Source organism: Azospirillum picis, assembly GCF_017876115.1.
Taxonomy (GTDB): Bacteria; Pseudomonadota; Alphaproteobacteria; order Azospirillales; family Azospirillaceae; genus Azospirillum; species Azospirillum picis.
In genome coordinates, this window is the sequence record NZ_JAGINO010000020.1 from 41,493 (window position 1) to 60,239 (window position 18,747).

At 74.1% G+C, this 18,747-nt stretch carries 13 protein-coding genes; 8 read left to right on the plus strand and 5 right to left on the minus strand.

What is annotated here, in order from left to right:
• The first annotated feature begins 12 nt into the window (after positions 1-12).
• Complete coding sequence (locus J2850_RS22990) at positions 13-1,077, plus strand: ABC transporter ATP-binding protein (protein ID WP_209986886.1); 1,065 nt, start codon at positions 13-15, stop codon at positions 1,075-1,077.
• 254 nt (positions 1,078-1,331) lie between these two features.
• On the opposite strand, the gene J2850_RS22995 is transcribed toward J2850_RS22990, so the two are convergent.
• The 4 genes from J2850_RS22995 to J2850_RS23010 form a co-directional block, all read right to left on the minus strand.
• Positions 1,332-2,438, minus strand: coding sequence for a Tim44 domain-containing protein (locus J2850_RS22995; RefSeq protein WP_209986888.1), 1,107 nt, complete (start codon positions 2,436-2,438; stop codon positions 1,332-1,334).
• Between the two features lie 114 nt (positions 2,439-2,552).
• A complete protein-coding gene (locus J2850_RS23000) occupies positions 2,553-2,978 on the minus strand; it encodes an RNA-binding S4 domain-containing protein (protein WP_209986892.1) in 426 nt (141 codons plus the stop codon).
• Positions 2,979-3,201: 223 nt separating this feature from the next.
• Positions 3,202-5,712, minus strand: coding sequence for a DEAD/DEAH box helicase (locus J2850_RS23005; protein ID WP_209986895.1), 2,511 nt, complete (start codon positions 5,710-5,712; stop codon positions 3,202-3,204).
• A 542-nt stretch (positions 5,713-6,254) separates the two neighbouring features.
• Entirely contained in the window at positions 6,255-6,851 is a 597-nt protein-coding gene (locus J2850_RS23010; protein WP_209986897.1) for a Spy/CpxP family protein refolding chaperone, read from the minus strand.
• A 294-nt stretch (positions 6,852-7,145) separates the two neighbouring features.
• Between J2850_RS23010 and J2850_RS23015 the strand changes: the two genes are divergently transcribed.
• Entirely contained in the window at positions 7,146-7,886 is a 741-nt protein-coding gene (locus tag J2850_RS23015; RefSeq protein ID WP_209986900.1) for a response regulator, read from the plus strand.
• Complete coding sequence (locus J2850_RS23020) at positions 7,883-9,361, plus strand: ATP-binding protein (protein ID WP_209986903.1); 1,479 nt, start codon at positions 7,883-7,885, stop codon at positions 9,359-9,361. Before J2850_RS23015 ends, J2850_RS23020 begins: the two co-directional genes overlap by 4 nt.
• A 25-nt stretch (positions 9,362-9,386) precedes the next feature.
• On the opposite strand, the gene J2850_RS23025 is transcribed toward J2850_RS23020, so the two are convergent.
• Positions 9,387-10,367 (minus strand): LysR family transcriptional regulator, encoded by a 981-nt coding sequence (locus J2850_RS23025; RefSeq protein WP_209986906.1) that lies wholly within the window; start codon positions 10,365-10,367, stop codon positions 9,387-9,389.
• Positions 10,368-10,517: 150 nt separating this feature from the next.
• Here J2850_RS23025 and J2850_RS23030 point away from each other — a divergent pair, with 150 nt between their 5' ends.
• From J2850_RS23030 to tagF, 5 genes are all read left to right on the plus strand, one after another.
• Positions 10,518-11,486, plus strand: coding sequence for an MBL fold metallo-hydrolase (locus J2850_RS23030; protein ID WP_209986909.1), 969 nt, complete (start codon positions 10,518-10,520; stop codon positions 11,484-11,486).
• 269 nt (positions 11,487-11,755) lie between these two features.
• Positions 11,756-14,245, plus strand: a complete 2,490-nt coding sequence (locus J2850_RS23035) for a transglycosylase domain-containing protein (protein WP_209986912.1) — start codon at positions 11,756-11,758, stop codon at positions 14,243-14,245.
• 131 nt (positions 14,246-14,376) lie between these two features.
• Positions 14,377-15,741 (plus strand): type IVB secretion system protein IcmH/DotU, encoded by a 1,365-nt coding sequence (icmH, locus tag J2850_RS23040; RefSeq protein ID WP_246513404.1) that lies wholly within the window; start codon positions 14,377-14,379, stop codon positions 15,739-15,741.
• Positions 15,742-15,751: 10 nt separating this feature from the next.
• Entirely contained in the window at positions 15,752-17,914 is a 2,163-nt protein-coding gene (tssM, locus tag J2850_RS23045) for a type VI secretion system membrane subunit TssM (RefSeq protein WP_209986915.1), read from the plus strand.
• The gene (gene tagF / locus J2850_RS23050; RefSeq protein ID WP_281415020.1) at positions 17,911-18,717 is read left to right on the plus strand and encodes a type VI secretion system-associated protein TagF; all 807 of its coding nucleotides are present in this window, start codon (positions 17,911-17,913) and stop codon (positions 18,715-18,717) included. The genes tssM and tagF overlap by 4 nt, the downstream gene beginning before the upstream one ends.
• Positions 18,718-18,747: the final 30 nt, after the last annotated feature.

Genomic DNA, 18,747 nt, shown 5'->3' on the forward strand with positions numbered 1-18,747 from the left:
CCGGCAGGATACATGAGCCAAGACGTCCAACTCGACTCGGTCACCATGCGCTTCGGCGACACCGTCGCCGTGCGCGAGGTGTCGCTGACCATCCGGGCCGGGGAGTTCTTCAGCTTCCTCGGGCCGTCGGGCTGCGGCAAGACCACCATCCTGCGCATGATCTCCGGCTTCATGGAGCCGACCTCCGGCGCCGTGCGCATCGGCGGCAGGGACATGCGGGGGATCGGGCCGAACAGGCGCCCGACCGCCCTGATCTTCCAGAACCTCGCCTTGTTCCCGCTGATGACGGTGGCGGAGAACATCGGCTTCGGGCTGGAGGTGCGCGGCGTGCCGGCCGGCGACCGCAAGCGCCGGGTGGCGGAGCTGCTGGAGCTGGTGGCGCTGCCCGGCACCGCCGACAAGCGGGTGACCGACCTCTCCGGCGGGCAGCGCCAGCGCATCGCCATCGCCCGCGCGCTGGCGGTCGAGCCGGCGGTTCTGCTGCTGGACGAGCCGCTGTCGGCGCTCGACCTCAAGCTGCGCCAGCACATGCGGGCCGAGCTGCGCGAGCTGCAGAAGCGCACGGGCGTCACCTTCATCTACATCACCCACGACCAGGGCGAGGCCCTGACCATGTCCGACCGCATCGGCGTGATGTCGCGCGGCGTGCTGGAGCAGGTGGGCGACGGCCAAGCCATCTACGACCACCCGGAAACCGCCTTCGTCGCCTCCTTCGTCGGCGAGTCCAACCGCTTCGCCGGCCCGGTGGTGGAGGCGGCCGACGGCTGGGCGGTGCTCGACACCGGTTTCGGCCGCCTGCGCGGGCGCAACCCGCGCCGTCTGGCGCCCGGCGACCACGCGACGCTGTTCGTCCGGCCGGAGCGGCTGTCCCTGGGCTGGAGCGAAAATACCCTCAACAACGTCCTGGATGCCCGCGTCAGCCACCGCGATTTCGAGGGCGCCTTCGTCAACGCCTTCCTCGACGGCGGCCTGACCGTCCAGGTGCCGCACCTCGGTCAGGAGCCGGCCTTCGTGCCGGGCGAAACCGTCCGGCTCGGCTTCCGGGCCGAGGACGCGGTGGCCCTGCCGGGGGCCTGACACCTCTCCTGCGTCGCGGGAGAGGGAGCAAGTGCTTGTCACGACAAGCGGCGGCAGTCCCTCTCCCGCGAAGCTCTCGCACAAAGCTCCGCTTTGTGCTGACGCGGCAGGCGGACCTTCGGTCCGCTGAGAGCGGGGGAGGTTAGGAGGGGGTTAAAGTCAGCGCCCATACCGCCATCACGGGTACGAGCGGCACAAACGAAAACGCCCCGGCCGACCGGCCGGGGCGTTTCGCGTTTCGGAAGGAACTGGCGTCAGCTCGCCTGCTGGATCGCAGAGAGCTGCCACTGGCCGCCGCGCGGGCGGACGAAGGTCCACAGCTCCGTCGCCTCGGTGGGCTGGGACGGGTTGCCCTCGACCACCCGGCCGCTGGCACGGTCCACCGTGGTGTCGATCAGCGAGAAGCGCATGGCGACGGTGGCGTAGTCCTGCGCCCCCTCGCGCCAGCCCTCGGCGAGGTCGCCCTGGAGCAGGCGGACGTCGCTGATCTTGTTGACCACGCCGCGGTTGCGGTTCTCGGTCAGGTCCTCGGTGAAGTAGGACAGCATCTCCGGCGTCGTGACGGCGCGCAGCGCCTCCACATCCTCACGCCCATAGGCGGTCTGGACGGTGTTCAGCAGCCGCTCGAACGCCTCGAAGTCGGCCGCCTGGATGCCGATCTCGTCCGCGGCCTGACGGCGCTGGGCCGGGCCACCCATGCCGCTGCCGCCCATCCCGGCACCCGTGCCACCACCCATGGGGTTGTAGCGGACGTCGGCCGCATCGCGGTTCAGCGGACCGCCGGCATAGGCCGGCCGGTTGCCGCCCATCTGGCCGAGCGGCCCGCCGCCGGCCGGCGCGGTGTTCGCCGTCTGGGAGCGGTTGCGGAAGAAGCGCATGGCCAGCCGGACCAGGAAGACCACCAGCAGGATCTGCAGGAGGAAGCCCAGGATGCCGGAGAAGCTGCCCAGCCCGTCGAAGAAGCCGCCGCCGAACAGCATCGCGCCGATGCCGGCGCCGATCAGGCCACCCATCAGGCCGGACATGAAGCCGCCGCCGAAGAAGCCGCGCGAGGGCGCGGCGGCCGGGGCGGTGGCCTGCGAGCCGGGACGCTGCATGCCCGGCGACATCTGCGGGGCGGTCGACCGCTCCATCGGCGACACCGCGCTGGGGGCGGTGGTGGTGGCGGCCGGCGCATCATAGGTGCGGCTGCCGCGGCTGCCGGCCGAGCCGCTCTTGCCGGCGCGGGCGTCGGCGGTGCCGGCGGCCAGCGCCATCACCAGCGCAACGGCCACCGCGGTCGCCGCGCGGGCGCCCCGGCCGGTGGAGGTGCCGGTGGAGGTGGTGGCGGAAAGGCTCGTAGGTCGGGTCTTCTCGCTCATGGTCGTGCTCGCTCGTCGCATCTGGTCGGTTTTCCAGCCTTCCCAGATGGGGGTGTCGGCACCCCGGTTTAAGAGGCGGTCTCACTTTTTTCGAGCGATCATCCGCCTTGTCCCCTAATCGGTCTCACTTTGCAGGACATCGCCCTTCAGGGCGTCCATCGCCCGGCGGTCGCGCTTGGTCGGCCGTCCGGCGCCCGGCGGGCGGAAGGGATCCTGCAGCCGCTCCTCCGGCACCGGCGGCGACAGGTCCTCGTACAGCGCCTGCGCCTCCGGCGCCGGCCCGCGGCGGCTGCCCAGCGCCACCACCTTGATGACGCGGATGTGGCGGCCCTGCGCGAAGGTCAGCACGTCACCCGGCTTGACCGAGGCATGGGCCTTGGTCACCACCGTCCCCGACATCCGCACGCCGCCGTCGTTGCACAGCTTCGCCGCCAGGCTGCGCGTCTTGAAGAAGCGCGCGTACCACAGCCACTTGTCGATGCGCAGCCGGCCGGGGGTGCCGCTGCCGCCAGTGTCGTCGGTGTCGTCGGTGTCGGTCATGGGCGTTTCCGTGTGTAAATTCGGTTTTGGTCTTCGTCGGTTGCCCCCACCCCAACCCTCCCCCGCTCTCAGCGGACCGAAGGTCCGCCTGCCGCGTCAGCACAAGGCGGAGCTTTGTGCGAGAGCTGGGCGGGGGAGGGGGTAAGTACTTGTTGGGAACGGCGGCGGCAGTCCCTCCCCCGCCCAGCGGGGGAGGATAGGCGGGGGTCCGGCGTCATGACACTCACATTCCCGAAAGTTGCCGCAACTTGGCGAAGGGATGGTCCTCGTTCGTCGGCTTCTCGCGCCGGGTCCGCGGCCCTTGCGGGCGCCGGCGCTTCCAGGTCACGGCGCCGTCCTCAGCCACCGCGCGGACATAGCCGAGTCCGGCCAGCACCGCCCCCAGCTCCTCCGCCGACAGGCCGAGGCGCTGGCCGAGCGCGACCTCGCGGACCGGGGCTCCCGCCCTGGACGCCGTCAGCAGCTCGGTCTCCAGCCGGTCGAGCATGTCGACCCGCAAGGCCCGCCCGCCGGCCAGCGGATAGCCGATGGCTTCCCAGAAGGCGGGCGGCGCGCCGGCCGCCTCGACCGAGACGCGGCCCGGCGCCGGCACCGGGACAGGCAGAGCATGGCCCTTGGCCACCGCCCACAGCAGCCCGCGCAGCGCCACCGCCGCCGGCTTGGCCAGTGCCGTCAGGTAGAGGTGCGACACCCCCAGCCGCACGCCCAGCCGGGTCAGCGCCTTGCGGTCCTCGCGCTCCAGACGCTCGACCATGGCGGCGACGGGCTGGCGCGGCAGCACCCCCAGCCCCTCGACAAGCTGGAAGGCGAGGCCGCGGGCGGCGCCCGACAGCGCGTCGGCGGCCGACAGCGCGAAGAGCGGCTTCAACCGGGCGGCGACATGGTCCTTCAGCCAGCGCTCCAGCCGCGCCCGCACCCGGTCGCGCTGGGTCTGGTCGAGCAGCCCCTCGTCGAAGGGGACCACCAGCGGCGCCAGCACCGACGGGCCGGCGGCCAGCCGCGCCACCGCGACGCCGTCGGCGCTCAGCACCCCCTCGGGCGACAGGGCGAAGACGTCGTCGGGCTCGGCCTCGAAGGCGCGCAGCCGCTTGGCCAGCTCGTCGCGCAGCGCGCGGCGCGCGGCGGACAGCAGCGACTTGGCCTCCTCCGAGCGGTCGGGGGCGTCGGGGACGAAGCGGAAGCCCTCCAGCCGGCCGACGACGTGCCCCTCGACCACCACCTCGCCGTCGGCGCGCACGCCGCCCAGCAGCGAGCGCCCGTCCCGCAGCGTGCGGGCCAGCGTGGCGGAGCGGCGGTCGATGAAGCGCTGGGTCAGCCGCTCGTGCAGCGCGTCCGACAGCCGGTCCTCGATGGCGCGGGTGCGCTCCTGCCAGTGCAGCGGGTCCTTCAGCCAGCTCGGCCGGTTGGAGATGTAGGTCCAGGTGCGGATGTGGGCGATGCGGGCGACCAGCGCGTCGATGTCGCCTTCCGTCCGGTCGAGCCGCGCGATCTGCCGTGCCACCCAGTCCTCGTCCAGCCGGCGCAGCGGGCCGCGCAGGTTGCGGTAGACCTGCCCCAGCAGGCGGGTGTGGGCGTCGGACAGCACCTTGCGGAAGTCGGGGACCTGGCAGACCTCCCACAGCAGCCGCACGGCGTCGCGCCCGCGCGCCAGATCCATGATCTCGGGGTCGCGCACCAGCGCCTGCAGCGCCAGATGGTCGTCGGCCTCGCGCACCCGGCTCAGCTCCTGGATCGGCGCCCGCTCCTCCAGCGACTTCAGCAGGAAGCCCGGCGTGTCGAAGCGCAGGTCGCTGTTGCGCCAGGACAGCGCCTTGACCGTCTCGAACTCGTGGTTCTCGACGCGGGTGACCAGGTCGGCGTCCAGCTCCCCCACCTCGTCGGTGGTGCCGAAGGTGCCGTCGCGCATGTGCCGCCCGGCGCGGCCGGCGATCTGCGCCACCTCGGCGGCGCGCAGGCGGCGCGGGGCGAAGCCGTCGAACTTGACGATGCGGGCGAAGGCGACATGGTCGACGTCCATGTTCAGCCCCATGCCGATGGCGTCGGTCGCCACCAGGTAATCGACCTCGCCGGCCTGGTACAGCTCGACCTGGGCGTTGCGGGTGCGCGGGCTGAGCGCGCCCAGCACCACGGCGGTGCCGCCGCGCTGGCGGCGGATCAGCTCGGCGATGGCGTAGACGTCGGTGGCGGAGAAGGCGACGACCGCCGAGCGCGGCGGCAGGCGCGTCAGCTTCTTGTATCCGGCATAGGTGAGCTGCGAGAAGCGCGGCCGGCTGATGAACTCGGCCTTGGGCACCAGCCGGCGGATCATCGGCTGCATCGAGTCCGAGCCCAGCACCATCGTCTCGACCAGGCCGCGGGCGTTCAGCAGCCGGTCGGTGAAGATGTGCCCGCGCTCCGGATCGGCGCAGAGCTGGATCTCGTCGACCGCCAGGAAGTCGACGGCGCGGTCGAGCGGCATCGATTCGACGGTGCAGACCCAGTAGGCCGGGTTGGGGGGCAGGATCTTCTCCTCCCCCGTCACCAGGGCCACGGCGTTCCGGCCCTTGATCTTGACGATGCGGTCGTAGTTCTCCCGCGCCAGCAGGCGCAGGGGGAAGCCGATCATGCCGGACCGGTGGCCGAGCATGCGCTCGATCGCCAGGTAGGTCTTGCCGGTGTTGGTGGGGCCCAGCACGGCGACCACACGGCCCCCCCGCCCGAAACCGCCGCCCGCCGAAGCGTGAGAGGACGTCATGGGGTAAGCTTTGGTGTGCGGAGCCCGGCAATGCAAGCGGCAGCGCGGCTTTTGCCAACCCTTTCCCCGGAAGGGGCTACGGCTATCGCATATGGCTCCCTCTCCCGTCCCGGGAGAGGGCATGGAACCGACGGCCGCAGGCCGGACGACTGCAAGGCAGTCGTAGGTGGAATGCGGTCGCGAGCCTTGCGAGCGACCTCGGGGCCCATGCAAAGCATGGGAAGGGTGAGGGGTGATCCAAGAAACCCTGCGGTTCTGGCGTCTTGGACCACCCCTCACCCTCCCCACTTCGTGGGTCCCCTCCCTCTCCCGGGGCGGGAGAGGGCGATTATCGTCATATGCGATTGCCCTGCGGAGGGGGCTACCCGCATGACGGCGCCGGCATCCGGCAGGGGGAAGGGCCGCCCCGGCAGGCACCCCGACAAACGCCCCGACAGACCCCTCAACGGACGAGGGCCGCCGGACGGGATGTCCGGCGGCCCAGGTGTCGCGGCGGCGTGCGGTGGGGGGCGTTGCCCGCCGCCGCGAGCCCGTCTGTTACGTTAGTTCTTGGGCGCGTCCTGCGGGGCGGGCAGCGGGGCCGGGGGCGGGGCCGGCGGCATGCCCGGGCCGTGATGACGCGGGCCGTCATGGTCCCAGCCGCCCGGCCCGCCATGGTGCCCCATCCGGCCCATGCCGCCGGGTCCGCCCATCCCCTGGTGCAGGATGCGCTCGGCCTGCTTCTGCTGGTCGGGCGTCAACTGGGCGTAGAGGTCGGTCAGGGCCGGCTTGACGGTCTGGATCTGCTGCAGGTGGGCCTGCATCATCTGCTCGACGCGGTCGAGGCGCTGCGGCAGGGCGGCCGGGGGCGGCTGGTCCTTGAACTTGACGCACAGGTCCTGCATCGGCTTCAGGCTGGTGCGGGCGGCGTCGGCGAACTTGGTCCAGGCGGCGCGCTGCTGCTCGGTGATGTTCAGCTTCTTCTCCGCATAGGCCAGCTTGCCGGCCAGACGGGCTTCCTGGTCCTCGCACATGCGGGCGAAGTGGCGGTCCGGACCCGGCCCGGGACCTCCGGGCTGCGGGCCGCCCTGGGCGAAGACCGGAACGGCCACGCCGAGACCGGCAACCAGCAGGGCGGACGTCAGAAGGGCGCGTTTCATGAGGACACTCCTTTGGATGGAACCGTGCGGGACGGTTTTGCCTAAACCCCGGATGGGCGGGGTTTATTCCGTTCGGGACCCGGCGTCGTCTCCGGCGTCTCCCCGGGGCCTTGCCCTGGGCTCCCGCCGTGAGGCCGCCGCCGTCCCGATGACCAGACGATGGCCCCCCAACGTTGCCGCCGCATGTCGGCGAACCGGTCATTTGGTAACAGTGTGTAACCGCGGGCCGGCCGGTAACCGGGCGTTACACATTTCCCCTTCACCGCCGCCGCCGCTCGCCCGATCATGGCCGCCATGGACAGAACCCCGCATCTCCTCGTCGTCGACGACGACCGCGAAATCCGCTCCCTCGTCGCCCAGTTCCTGACCAAGCACGGCTTCCGGGTCACCGGCGCCAGGGACGGGGCGGAGATGATGCGCACGCTCGACGGCGCCCGCGTCGACCTGATCGTGCTCGACCTCATGCTGCCGGGGGAGGACGGGCTGTCGCTGTGCCGCCGCCTGCGCGCCACGCCGCAGACCGCGCAGACGCCGGTCATCATGCTGACGGCGATGGGCGAGGAGACCGATCGCGTCGTCGGGCTGGAGATGGGCGCCGACGACTATCTGGCCAAACCCTTCAGCCCGCGCGAGCTGCTGGCCCGCATCAAGGCGGTGCTGCGCCGCGCCCAGGCGCCGCTGACGGCGGGGGCGCCCGCCGCCGGCGCGGTGCTGCGCTTCGAGGGCTGGTCGCTCGACCTGACCAAGCGCGAGCTGCATTCGCCCGACGGGGTGCTGGTCCAGCTCTCGGCCGGCGAGTACGACCTGCTGGTCGCCTTCGCCGAGCATCCGCAGCGGGTGCTGACCCGCGACCAGCTCCTCGACCTGGCGCGCGGCCGCTCCGCCGTGCCCTTCGACCGCTCGATCGACGTGCAGGTCAGCCGGCTGCGCCGCAAGATCGAGCCCGACCCGGCGGAACCGGCCCTGATCAAGACGGTGCGCGGCGGCGGCTACCTGTTCACGCCGTCGGTGAGCAGCGGCGGGCTGGCGCCATGACGGCGCGCCCCGGAGAGGACTCCGGAAGCCCGCCGCAGGACCGGGCGGCGGCACTCGCCTCCCTCGGCCGCCGCCTGCGCCTGCGCGTCCCCGACAGCCTCGCGGCGCGGATCGCGCTGACGGTGGTGCTGGCGCTGCTGCTGACCCAGGCGATCAGCGCCCTGGTCTACCTGACCGACCGCAGCGAAGGGCCGCCGATCCACGGCCCCAACGTGCTGGTCCAGCGGGTCACCGCCATCGTCCAGCTCGTGGAAAGCACGCCGGCGCCCGGCCGCGAGCGGGTGGTGCGCGCCATCGACGACCCGGTCCTGCGCGTCGAATGGCACCCCGACCGCCCGCCGCCGCTCGCCGACTATGCCGGCATGCGCTTCGACCAGTTGAAGCGGCGGCTGCGCGATTCGCTGGACAGCCCCGACCGCGCCATCCTCGTCGAGGTCCAGCGCCTCCCCCACGACGACGACCGGCCGGCGCCGCCCTTCGCCCGCGGCGACGAGCCCCGCCGCTGGGGACCGCATGTCCGGCTGTCGGTGCGGCTGGCCGACGGCACCTGGCTCAGCTTCACCGGCGGCGACCCGCTGCCCGGCCCGTTCGGCGTCCTGCGCTTCGTGCTGTGGATGGGGGCGGTGGTGGCGGTGATCCTGCTGGTGTCGCTGCTCGCCGCCCGCCGGGTGACCGCCCCGCTCGCCGGCTTCGCCGCCGCCGCCGAGCGCCTCAGCGTCGACGGCGAGGCCGCCCCCCTGCCGGAGGAGGGGCCGTCGGAGCTGCGCGCCGCCACCCGCGCCTTCAACCGCATGCAGGCCCGCCTCGCCCGCTTCGTCGCCGACCGCACCCAGATGCTGGCGGCGATCGGCCATGACCTGCGCACGCCGATCACCCGCCTGCGCCTGCGCGCCGAGCTGGTCGACGATCCGGAGATGCAGCGGCGGATGCTGGCCGACCTCGACGAGATGGAGGCGATGATCTCCGCCACGCTCGCCTTCGCCCGTGACGACGCCCAGCGCGAGCCGCGCGGCCGCCTCGACCTCGCCGACCTGCTGCAGAGCCTGTGCGACGACCGCATCGACGCCGGCCACCGCGCCGTCTATGACGGCCCGGCCCATGTGGTGGCGGAGGGGAGGCCGGTGGCGCTGCGCCGCGCCTTCGCCAACCTGATGGACAACGCCATCGCCTATGGCGGCGGCTTCACCGCCCGGCTGGAGCCCGGGCAGGCGGATTTGGGGCGTCCGGATTTGGGGCGCGCCGACGGCCATGCCCTCATCCACATCGACGACGACGGCCCCGGCATCCCGGAGGCGGAGTTCGAGAAGGTCTTCGCCCCCTTCTACCGGCTGGAGCGCTCGCGCTCGCGCGACACCGGCGGCGTCGGGCTCGGCCTGTCCACCGCCCGCACCATCATCCGCGGCCATGGCGGCGACGTGACCCTGGCGAACCGCCCCGAGGGGGGATTGCGGGTGACGGTGACGCTGCCCCTGTGACACTGCTCCTGTGACGCTCGCCCGGTCAGGAATCTCCCTGGCCGGCGCCGTCCCCCAGATCGATCCGCCCGATCAGGAAGTCCAGGAAGGAGCGCACCTTCGGCGGCTGGATCCGCCCGCCGGGAAAGACCGCATGCAGGTCGACGTCCGATCCCCTCCAGCCGTCGAGCACCCGCGTCACCTGTCCGGCCGACCGGTAGGGCCGCATGGCGAAATCGGTGGCCAGCACCAGCCCGCCGCCGGCCAGCAGCGTCGGGACCAGCATCTCCGGGTCGTCGGCCGTCATCACCGGGTCGATGGCCGCATCGATTTCCTCCCTCTGCTCCTCCCTCTGCTCCTCCCTCTGCTCCTCCCTGGGCAAGCCCCCCCGGCCGGCCCCGGCGGTCCGGAACAGGCGCCAGCCATAGCCGGAGGGGCGCCGGGCGCTCATGTTCGCCAGGGTGAGGTGCCGGACCAGCTCGTCGGGGTGGGCCGGCATGCCATGGACGGCACAATAGGACGGGGCGGCATAGACATGGCGGCGCAGGACGCCCAGCTTGCGGGCCGCCATGCTGGAGTCCGGCAGCGTCCCCATCCGGATCGCCAGGTCGATGGTCCGCGCCACCAGATCCAGGTTCTCGTGGCTCAGCACCAGATCGATGCGGACATCGGGGCAGAGGGTCCGGAAGTCGGGCAGGAGCGGTGCGATGACCTTCATCCCGAAGGACGGCGGGGTGGTGATCCGCAGCCAGCCGCGCGGCGCGTCGCGAAGCTGGGCCACGGCGCTTTCGGCCTGCTCCATCTCCTCGGCGATGCGCCGGCAATGCTCGTAATAGACGGTTCCCGCCTCGGTCAGGCCGATGCGCCGGGTGGTGCGGTGCAGGAGCTGGATGCCGAGCCGGCCTTCGAGATCGCGCACCCTGCGGCTCAGCGTCGTCTTGGGCAGTCGCAGCCGCCGGGCGGCCTTGGTGAAGCTGCCTTCCTGCACCACCGTGACGAAGGCGACGGTGTCGTTCAGATCCTGCATCCGCCCCCGCCGATTGGATCGGAAAACGGCACAATGTTGCCCAAGCCCGACGGGTAATCAAGGCCGGCTCCGGATGCTACGTGGTGGTCCTGCGCGGCGGCAGGAACGCTGGTCGCCGCGGGAGTCGAGCAACACCCCAAGGACAGGACAATGAAACCGCATATGCTCGTGCTGGCCGCCGGCCTGCTGTTCGCGGCCATCCCGGCCGGACATGCCGCCGACACCGCCGCCCAGCCCACCCCGCAATCGGCGACCCAACCCTCCTCCGCAGGCGTCTACCGCTTCGCCGTCGGCGACCTCCGCGTCGCGGCGCTCAGCGACGGCACCCTGCCGCTCGGCATCAAGCCGCTGGTCAAGGGGCTGCCGCCGGAGCGCATCGACGCGCTGCTGGCCGAGCGGTTCGAGCGCGACCCGCTGGAGACCTCCATCAACGCCTTCCTGATCGAGGCGGGGCCGCGCCTGCTGCTGGTCGACACCGGCGCCGGGCAACTGTTCGGCCCCTATGGCGGCAAGCTTCCGGCCAGTCTGGCGGCGGCCGGATACCGCCCCGATCAGGTGACCGACATCCTCCTCACCCACATCCACACCGATCATTCCGGTGGGCTGGCGCTGGATGGGCGGATGGTCTTCCCGAACGCCACGGTCCATGTCGGCCAGGCCGACGTCGACTTCTTCCTCGACCGCGGCAACCTCGCCAGGGGATTGCAGGCCCGCCATTATGACGAGGCGGTCGCCACGGTCGGCCTCTACCTCAAGGCCGGCAAGGTGAAGCCCTTCGCCGAACAGTCCGAAATCCTGCCGGGCGTCACGGCGATCCCCACCCCCGGCCACACGCCCGGCCATGCCTTCTACCGGGTGGCCAGCCGGGGCGAGACCATCGAGTTCTGGGGCGACATCATCCATGTCGGCCCGGTGCAGTTCCCGCATCCGGAAGCCACCGTCGCCTTCGACATCGACCAGGACGCCGCCCGCGCCCAGCGCCTGAAGCGCTTCGCCGAGGAGGCCGGCAGCGGGCAGTTGACCGCCGCCGCCCATCTCGGCTTCCCCGGCCTCGGCCGCCTGCGGCGCGACGACGACGCCTATCGCTGGGTGCCGGTGGAATACCGCAACCGCGAGTGAGGCGGCCCGGCGGGGGAGGCGGGGTGCTACGGGACGCGGTCTCGCGGCGGGCCGGGGCGACCACCCTTTCACCCCCGCAATTGCGGATAGCGTCATCCTTTCGCCACGGTCGGGAGACAAATAATCGCCGGTCCGCCGCCGGCCTTCCGGGCAGGCGGCTGTGAGCGTATGAGGATCGAAGCGGGAACATTTCGTCCGTGCCCAGGCGCGGACGGGCCGATCGTCTTCCGCACTCCTCATACCGACCTGCCAGGGCTAGCGAGCGCGCCGTGACCGCCGACCGACCGGACCACCAGACAGACCGCTGGCAGACGGAGCAACGCGCGGGCCAACGCGCGGGCCAGCTCTATGCCGGCCCCCGCCCGCTCCGCACCCGCGAGGACCCGTCGCCGCTCGACCGGCTGACGGCGGGCGACGCCGCCCGCGCGCTGGCCGCCAAGGCGGTCGACCTCGCCCGCGACCGGCTGGCGGCGCTCGGCAAAGGCAAGACCCGCCGCCGGCAGCCGCCCCCCTCCGCCGCCCCGCCGCCGACCCCCTACAAGCAGCCCCGCCGGCCGCGCCGCTCCCTGCTGCCTGCTTTCGCGCTGCCATCGTTCACGCTGCCAAGGATCTCCTTGCCCAAACTCACCGCGCCCAAATTCAAGGCGCCCAAACTCGCCGCGTCCAGGCCGTCCGCCCGCCGGTCCGGCGGCTCCCAGCCGCCGCAACCCCCGGCCCTGTCCGCCGGCCGGCCCGGCCGGGCGCCGCAGCCCTCCCGCAAGGGCGGCTGGCTCAACCGGCTGGTGCAATGGGGGCTGGTCGCCGCGATCTGGTGCGGCATCGGGCTGGGCGCGGTCCTGGCCTGGTTCGCGCTCGACCTGCCGGACATCTCCAAGGTGGCGCAGTTCGAGCGGCGGGCCTCCATCACCGTGCTGGCCGCCGACGGCAGCGAGTTCGCCCGCTTCGGCGACCTGCACGGCACCACGCTCAGCGTGGCGGACCTGCCGCCGCACCTGGTCGAGGCCGTGCTGGCGATCGAGGACCGCCGCTTCTACAGCCATTTCGGCATCGACCCGCTCGGCCTGGCCCGCGCCGTCTACGTCAACTGGCGCTCCGGCCGGGCGGTGCAGGGCGGCTCCACCATCACCCAGCAGCTCGCCAAGAACCTGTTCCTGACCCCCGAGAAGTCGCTGAAGCGCAAGATCCAGGAGGCCATGCTGGCGCTCTGGCTGGAGAGCCGCTTCAGCAAGGACCAGATCCTCACCGCCTACCTGAACCGCGTCTATCTCGGCGCCGGCACCTTCGGGGTGGACGCCGCCGCCCGCACCTATTTCGGCAAGCCGGCGACCGAGGTCGACATCCGCGAATCGGCGGTGCTGGCCGGCCTGCTGAAGGCGCCGTCGCGCTACGCCCCCAGCTCCAACCCCGACGAATCGGCGGAGCGGGCGCGGGTGGTGATGGCGGCGATGCTCGACGCCGGCTACCTGACCCAGGCGCAGTACGAGGCGGCGCGCACCGCCAAGCCGTCGCCCCGGCGCAAGCCGGGCGGCGACGGCCGCTATTTCGCCGACTGGGTGACCGAGCTGGTGCCGGGCTTCGCCGGCCCCGACCACGGCGACGTCATCGTCCGCACCACGCTGGACCTGAAGATGCAGCGCGCCGCCGAACAGCGGCTGGAGGCGCTGCTGGCCGGTCCCGGCGCCGCCGCCAACGTCCATCAGGGCGCCCTGGTCGCCATGAGCCCGGACGGCGCGGTGCGCGCCCTGGTCGGCGGCCGCGACTATGACGGCAGCGAGTTCAACCGCGCCACCCAGGCGCTGCGCCAGCCGGGCTCCGCCTTCAAGCCCTTCGTCTATCTGGCGGCGCTGGAGGCCGGCTGGACCCCCGACAGCCTGATCGACGACGCCCCGGTCCAGCTCGCCAACTGGAGCCCCGGCAACTATGACGGCAAGTACCGCGGCAGCATCACGCTGGCCTCGGCGCTGGCCCATTCCTCCAACACCGCGACGGCGCGGCTGATCGACCGGGTCGGCACCGACCGGGTGCGGCGCATCGCCTCGAACCTCGGCATCTCCTCGCCGCTGACCCGCGACCTGTCGCTGGCGCTCGGCACCAGCGAGGTGACGCCGCTGGAGCTGGTGCGCGCCTATGCCGGCATCGCCAACCGCGGCGTGCCCGTCTGGGCCTATGCCATCACCGAGATCAAGAGCCGCGACGGCACCGTGCTGTACCGGCGCCAGGGCGGCGGCGGCGGCGCGGTGGTCAACCCGGCCTACGCGGTGCAGCTCGCCCAGATGATGACCGGCGTGCTCGACTACGGCACCGGCCGCAGCGCCAGGCTGAACCGGCCGGCGGCGGCCAAGTCCGGCACCACCCAGGACTATCACGACGCCTGGTTCGTCGGCTTCACCGCCGACCTCGTCGCCGGGGTCTGGCTCGGCAACGACAACAACGACGCGATGAAGAAGGTCACCGGCGGCACCCTGCCGGCCAAGCTGTGGCGCGACTTCATGACCGACGCCCATGCCGGCCGGCCCGCCCGCCCGCTGCCCGGCCTGGAGGGCGCCCCGGCCTGGACGCTCCCGCCCGGAACCGCGCCCGGCGGCGTGCCGGTGGCCGCGGCGCCCGAGGCGGTGCACGCGACCAGCGTGATGCAGCGGGTGGACAGCGGCATCGGCTCGCTGATCGACAAGCTGGCCGGCCCTGGCGGCGCCGGTGGCCGGAGCGGCGGCACTGCGCCGAAGGTGCAGTACGACTACAGCAACAGCGGCGTGCGGTAGGGCCGGCCCCATCCCCATCCCCATCCCCATGCCCGCCAACCCCACACCCGTGCCGGCCCGTTCCGCACGGTTTCGCTCACGGTGGCCGGGCTGCTATACCTCCCCGGGTTTCGCACTTCGGCAGTGTTGGCATGGGTGATGGGGACATGACGGCGGAGGAGCGGCTGGACCGGACGGCGGGGGAGACGCAGGCGCGGAACCGCCCGCCCGGCCCTGCATCGACCGGCCCCACATCGACCGGCCCGGCATCTACCGGTCCCGCCGGCCCGCTCGCAGGCCCGCTCGCCGCCGCGCTGACGGCCGCGCGGCCGGCCCCGGCGGACGGCGGGGAGGCCGAGCCGCCGCCGCGCTTCGCGCCGCGCCATGCCGACGCCCTCAACCCGCTGCTCACCATCGCCGCCCCGGTGCTGGCGCTGGCCGGCGGGCTGCGCGACCGCCCCGCTCCCGCCCCCGCCCTCGCCGCCCCCGCCATGGCGGCGCTGGAGCGGTTCGACCGCGAGGCCGAGGCCGCCGGGCTGGACCCCGGGGAAAGGCGGGCGGCCCGCGTCGCGCTGGCCGCCACGCTGGACGACGTCGCCCGCGCCGCCGGCCATGGCGGGCTCGCGGTGGGCGAGCCGGGAGCCGGGGTGCGCTTCTTCGACCTGCTCGACGGCATGCTCGGCGACCCGCGCCGCCACCGCCACGCGCTGGAGCTGTTCTACGCCTGCCTGTCGCTGGGGTTCGAGGGGCGCTACCGCGACCGGCCGGGCGGCGCCCACGACCTCGCCCACCTGCGCGACGAGCTGTACCGCGTGCTGCGCCGCGCCCGCGGCGAGGCGGCGGCGGAGCTGTCGCCGGCCTGGCGGGGCGTCGCCGAGCCGTTCCGGCCGCTGGGCGGCACGCTGCCGGCCTGGATCGTCTGGACGGTGGTGGCGCTGGCGCTGTCGGGCCTCTACGTGCATCTGGCCGCCTCGCTCGACGGGCAGGCGGCGCCGGTCGCGGCCCGCGTCGCGGCGCTGCTGCCCGACCGCCCGGTCGAGATCGCCCGCCAGGTGCCGGCCCCGCCGCCGGCCGCCGGGCCGGCGCTGGTCGCCCGCGTCACCGGGCTGCTGGAGCCGGAGATCCGCGGCGGCGCCGTGGAGGTGCTGGCCGGCGGCGACGGGGCGCTGGTGATCCGCATCCCGGCCGCCGCCATGTTCGCCACCGCCGGCGACGCGGTGAAGGCCCGCCACCGGGCGGTGGTGGAGCGGGTCGCGCAGGCGCTGGCGCCGGAGGCCGGGCGCGTCGTGGTGGTCGGCCACACCGACGCCACCATGCCCCATGGCGGGCGCCTCGCCGACCCGCAGGCCCTGAGCGAGGCGCGGGCCGAGGCGGTGCGCCGGCTGCTGGAGCGCAGCGTGGCGCCCGCCCGCCTGTCCGCCGAGGGCCGCGGCGACCGCGAGCCGATCGCCGCCGACGAGACGCCGGCCGGCCGCGATGCCAACCGGCGGATCGACATCCGCCTCTATCCGGAATAGGGCGCCGCCGATGGCCGATACCCGCAAGGCAGCCCCCGCCCGCGGCACGAAGCCCGGCCGGCGCAAGGCCGCCGCCCGCTCCCGGTCCTTGCCGCCGGCCCTGCCGCCGTCCTTGCCGCCGTCCTTGCCGTCCCCGCATCTCGGGGTCCTCACCCGCTGGGCGGTGTCGCTGGGCGGCGCGCTGGCGCTGGGGCTGATCGGCTGGCTGCTGCTGCCGCGGCTGGCCGCCGCCCTGCTGCCGCCGCTGCTGCCCCTGGTGGCGGCCGACTGGACCCTGCGGCTGCTGCCGCTGCTGCTGGCGCTGGCCGGCTGGGTCGCGGTCAACCGCGCCATCGACCGGCGCGGGCGCGCCGCCAACGCCCGCCTGGTCGAAGCGCTGGCGGCGGCGCGCGACCCCGAGCTGAAGGCGTCGCTGGAGGAGATCGCCGCCGTCCGCCAGCGGCTCGACGCCGCGCTGGCGCGGCTGCGCGGCGGCGGGCGCTACCTCTACCGGCTGCCCTGGTACCTGGTGATCGGCGCCCCCGGCTCGGGCAAGACCACGGCGCTGGCCAATTCCGGCCTGGCGTCCCTGCCGGGCGCCGGCAAATCGGCCGCCACCGAAGCGGGCGGCGGGCCGGTGCGGGGGCTGGGCGGCACCCGCAACTGCGACTGGTGGTTCACCGACCGCGCCGTGCTGATCGACACCGCCGGGCGCTACACCACCCAGGACAGCCGGCGGGCGGTGGACGGGCGGGTGTGGTCCGGCCTGCTCGACCTGCTGAAGGAGCACCGGCCGCGCCAGCCCGTCAACGGCGTGCTGCTGACGCTGAGCCTGCCCGACCTCGCCGCCTGGAGCGCGGCGGAGCGGCGCGACCACGCCATCCTGGTCCGCCGGCGCTTGGCGGAGCTGCGCACCCACCTGGGCGTCCGGCTGCCGGTCTACCTGCTGCTGACCAAGACCGACCTGGTGGAGGGCTTCGCCACCTTCTTCGACCCGCTCGACCGCGAGGGGCGGCGGCAGGTCTGGGGCCTGACCCTGCCGGCCGCCGAGCGGGCGGGCGGGCCCCTGCCGGACGTCCGCGACCTCTATGCCGGGCTGGTGCGGCGGCTGGACGAACGGCTGCTCGACCGCCTGCACCAGGAGCCGGACCTGCGCCGCCGCGCCGCCGCCTTCGCCTTCCCGCAGCGCATCGCCGCGCTGGAGCCGGCGCTGGCCGACATCGTCGACACCGTCTTCGGCTCGGAGCGGGGGGAGGAGGTGCTGCGGCTGCGCGGCCTCTACCTGACCAGCGCCACCCGGACCGACGGGCCGCTCGGCCTGGCGGAGCCGGCGCCGGACGAGCCGGCGCCCACCCATTTCCTCGCCCGGCTGCTGCCCGAACTGGTGTTCCCGGAAGCCAACCTCGTCCGCGTCGACGAGGCGGTGGAGCGGCGGCGCCGCCGGCGCACCGCGCTGTCGGGCGCGGCGGCGCTGGCGGCCGGGCTGCTGCTCGGCGGCTGGTGGCTGGCCAGCGCCCGCGGCAACGCCGCCCTGCTGGAGCGCGCCGACGCCGGCGCCGCGGCGGTGGAGGCGGCGTTGCGCCCGCTCGACACGCCGCCGCTCTCGCTGGGGCGGGTGGAGTCCGCCGACGCCGCGGCGATCCTGCCGGCGCTGGACGGGCTGCGGCGGCTGGCGGAGGACCATGGCGCGCCGGCGTCCTGGACATCGGCGTCCTGGACCTCGGTGGCCGGGGCATCGGTGTCCTGGGCGAATGGCGGCAGCGGCGGCTGGATCGACCCGGCGCTGGCCGGCGGGCTCTACCAGGGCGGCAGGATCGCCGGCCCGGCGCTCGACGCCTACCGCCGGGCGCTGCGCACCCAGTTCCTCGCCCGCATCGCCCTGCGGCTGGAAGACCGCCTGCGCGCCGACTGGGCGCTGCCCGACCAGCTCGCCCGGACGCTCGCCGCCTACCGCATGGTCGGCGGCACGGCGCCGATGGATCCGGCGGCGCTGGCGGAATGGCTGGCGCTCGACTGGCAGCGGGTGCTGCCCGGTCCGGGCAACGAGGGCCGGCGGCGGGCGCTCGGCGACCATCTGGCGGCGCTGTTCGCCGTCGGCTTCGCCCCCGTTCCGCCCGACGAGGCGCTGGTCGCCCGCGTCGGGGAGGTGCTGGCGCAGTCCACCCCGTCCCAGGGCCGGGCGGCGGCGCCATGACCGGCGGACCCGCGGCAGGCCGGGGCGGGCCGGGGAAGGGGGGGCCGGGGAAAGGGGGACTGGGCGCCTTCCTGCGGCCGCAGGACCCGAACGGCCCCGCCGCCCCCGCCGGCATGCCCGCAGAGATGGCCGCCGGCCGCGCGCCGTCAGGCGGAACCGACTCCAACCGCGTGGTCGGCTTCCACGGCAAGGTGCCGGCGCGCGGCGACTTCATCGCCCACGGCCTGCCGCCGGCGGTGCTCGGCCCCTGGGACCGCTGGCTGTCGGCGGCGCTGGGCGAGGCCGGGCGGCGGCTGGGCGGCGAGTGGGAGAGCCTGTTCGGCCAGGCGCCGGCCTGGCGCTTCGCTTTGTCCGCCGGCCTGTGCGGCCCCGCCCCGCTGGTCGGCGTGTGGATGCCCAGCGCCGACCGGGTCGGGCGGCTCTATCCCTTCACCATCGCCGCCAGCCTGCCCACCGCTGCCGACCTCGCCGGGGTGCCGGCCGCCTGCGCCGGCTGGCTGGGCCGGGCCGAGGCGCTGGCCCTCGACGCCTGCCGGGCCGGCACCGACGTCGAGGGTCTGCCGGCGCGGCTGGCCATCCTCGGCCGGCCGGAGCCGGACCGCGTGCCGGCGGCCACCCGCGCGCTGCTCGGCCGGCTGTCCGGCCCGCTGCCGGCCGGCGCCAGCCTGTGGTGGACCCGCGGCGGCGGCCGGGTCTCGCCCTCGCTGCTGTCCTGCGCCGGGCTGCCGGCCGGCCCGCGGCTCGCCGCCTTCCTCGACGGCGCCTGGGAGCGCTGGGGCTGGGAGAACGCAGGCGGCGAGTAGCCGCACCCGCCGCACCCGCCGCCCTGGCCG

Coding starts and splice junctions, on each gene's coding strand:
- J2850_RS22990 (WP_209986886.1), top strand. CDS start 13: ATGAGCCAAGACGTCCAACTCGACTCGGTCACCATGCGCTTCGGCGAC.
- tagF (WP_281415020.1), top strand. CDS start 17,911: ATGACCGGCGGACCCGCGGCAGGCCGGGGCGGGCCGGGGAAGGGGGGG.
- J2850_RS23000 (WP_209986892.1), bottom strand. CDS start 2,978: ATGACCGACACCGACGACACCGACGACACTGGCGGCAGCGGCACCCCC.
- J2850_RS23025 (WP_209986906.1), bottom strand. CDS start 10,367: ATGCAGGATCTGAACGACACCGTCGCCTTCGTCACGGTGGTGCAGGAA.
- J2850_RS23010 (WP_209986897.1), bottom strand. CDS start 6,851: ATGAAACGCGCCCTTCTGACGTCCGCCCTGCTGGTTGCCGGTCTCGGC.
- tssM (WP_209986915.1), top strand. CDS start 15,752: ATGGCCGATACCCGCAAGGCAGCCCCCGCCCGCGGCACGAAGCCCGGC.
- J2850_RS23015 (WP_209986900.1), top strand. CDS start 7,146: ATGGACAGAACCCCGCATCTCCTCGTCGTCGACGACGACCGCGAAATC.
- J2850_RS23030 (WP_209986909.1), top strand. CDS start 10,518: ATGAAACCGCATATGCTCGTGCTGGCCGCCGGCCTGCTGTTCGCGGCC.
- J2850_RS23020 (WP_209986903.1), top strand. CDS start 7,883: ATGACGGCGCGCCCCGGAGAGGACTCCGGAAGCCCGCCGCAGGACCGG.
- icmH (WP_246513404.1), top strand. CDS start 14,377: ATGGGTGATGGGGACATGACGGCGGAGGAGCGGCTGGACCGGACGGCG.
- J2850_RS22995 (WP_209986888.1), bottom strand. CDS start 2,438: ATGAGCGAGAAGACCCGACCTACGAGCCTTTCCGCCACCACCTCCACC.
- J2850_RS23005 (WP_209986895.1), bottom strand. CDS start 5,712: ATGACGTCCTCTCACGCTTCGGCGGGCGGCGGTTTCGGGCGGGGGGGC.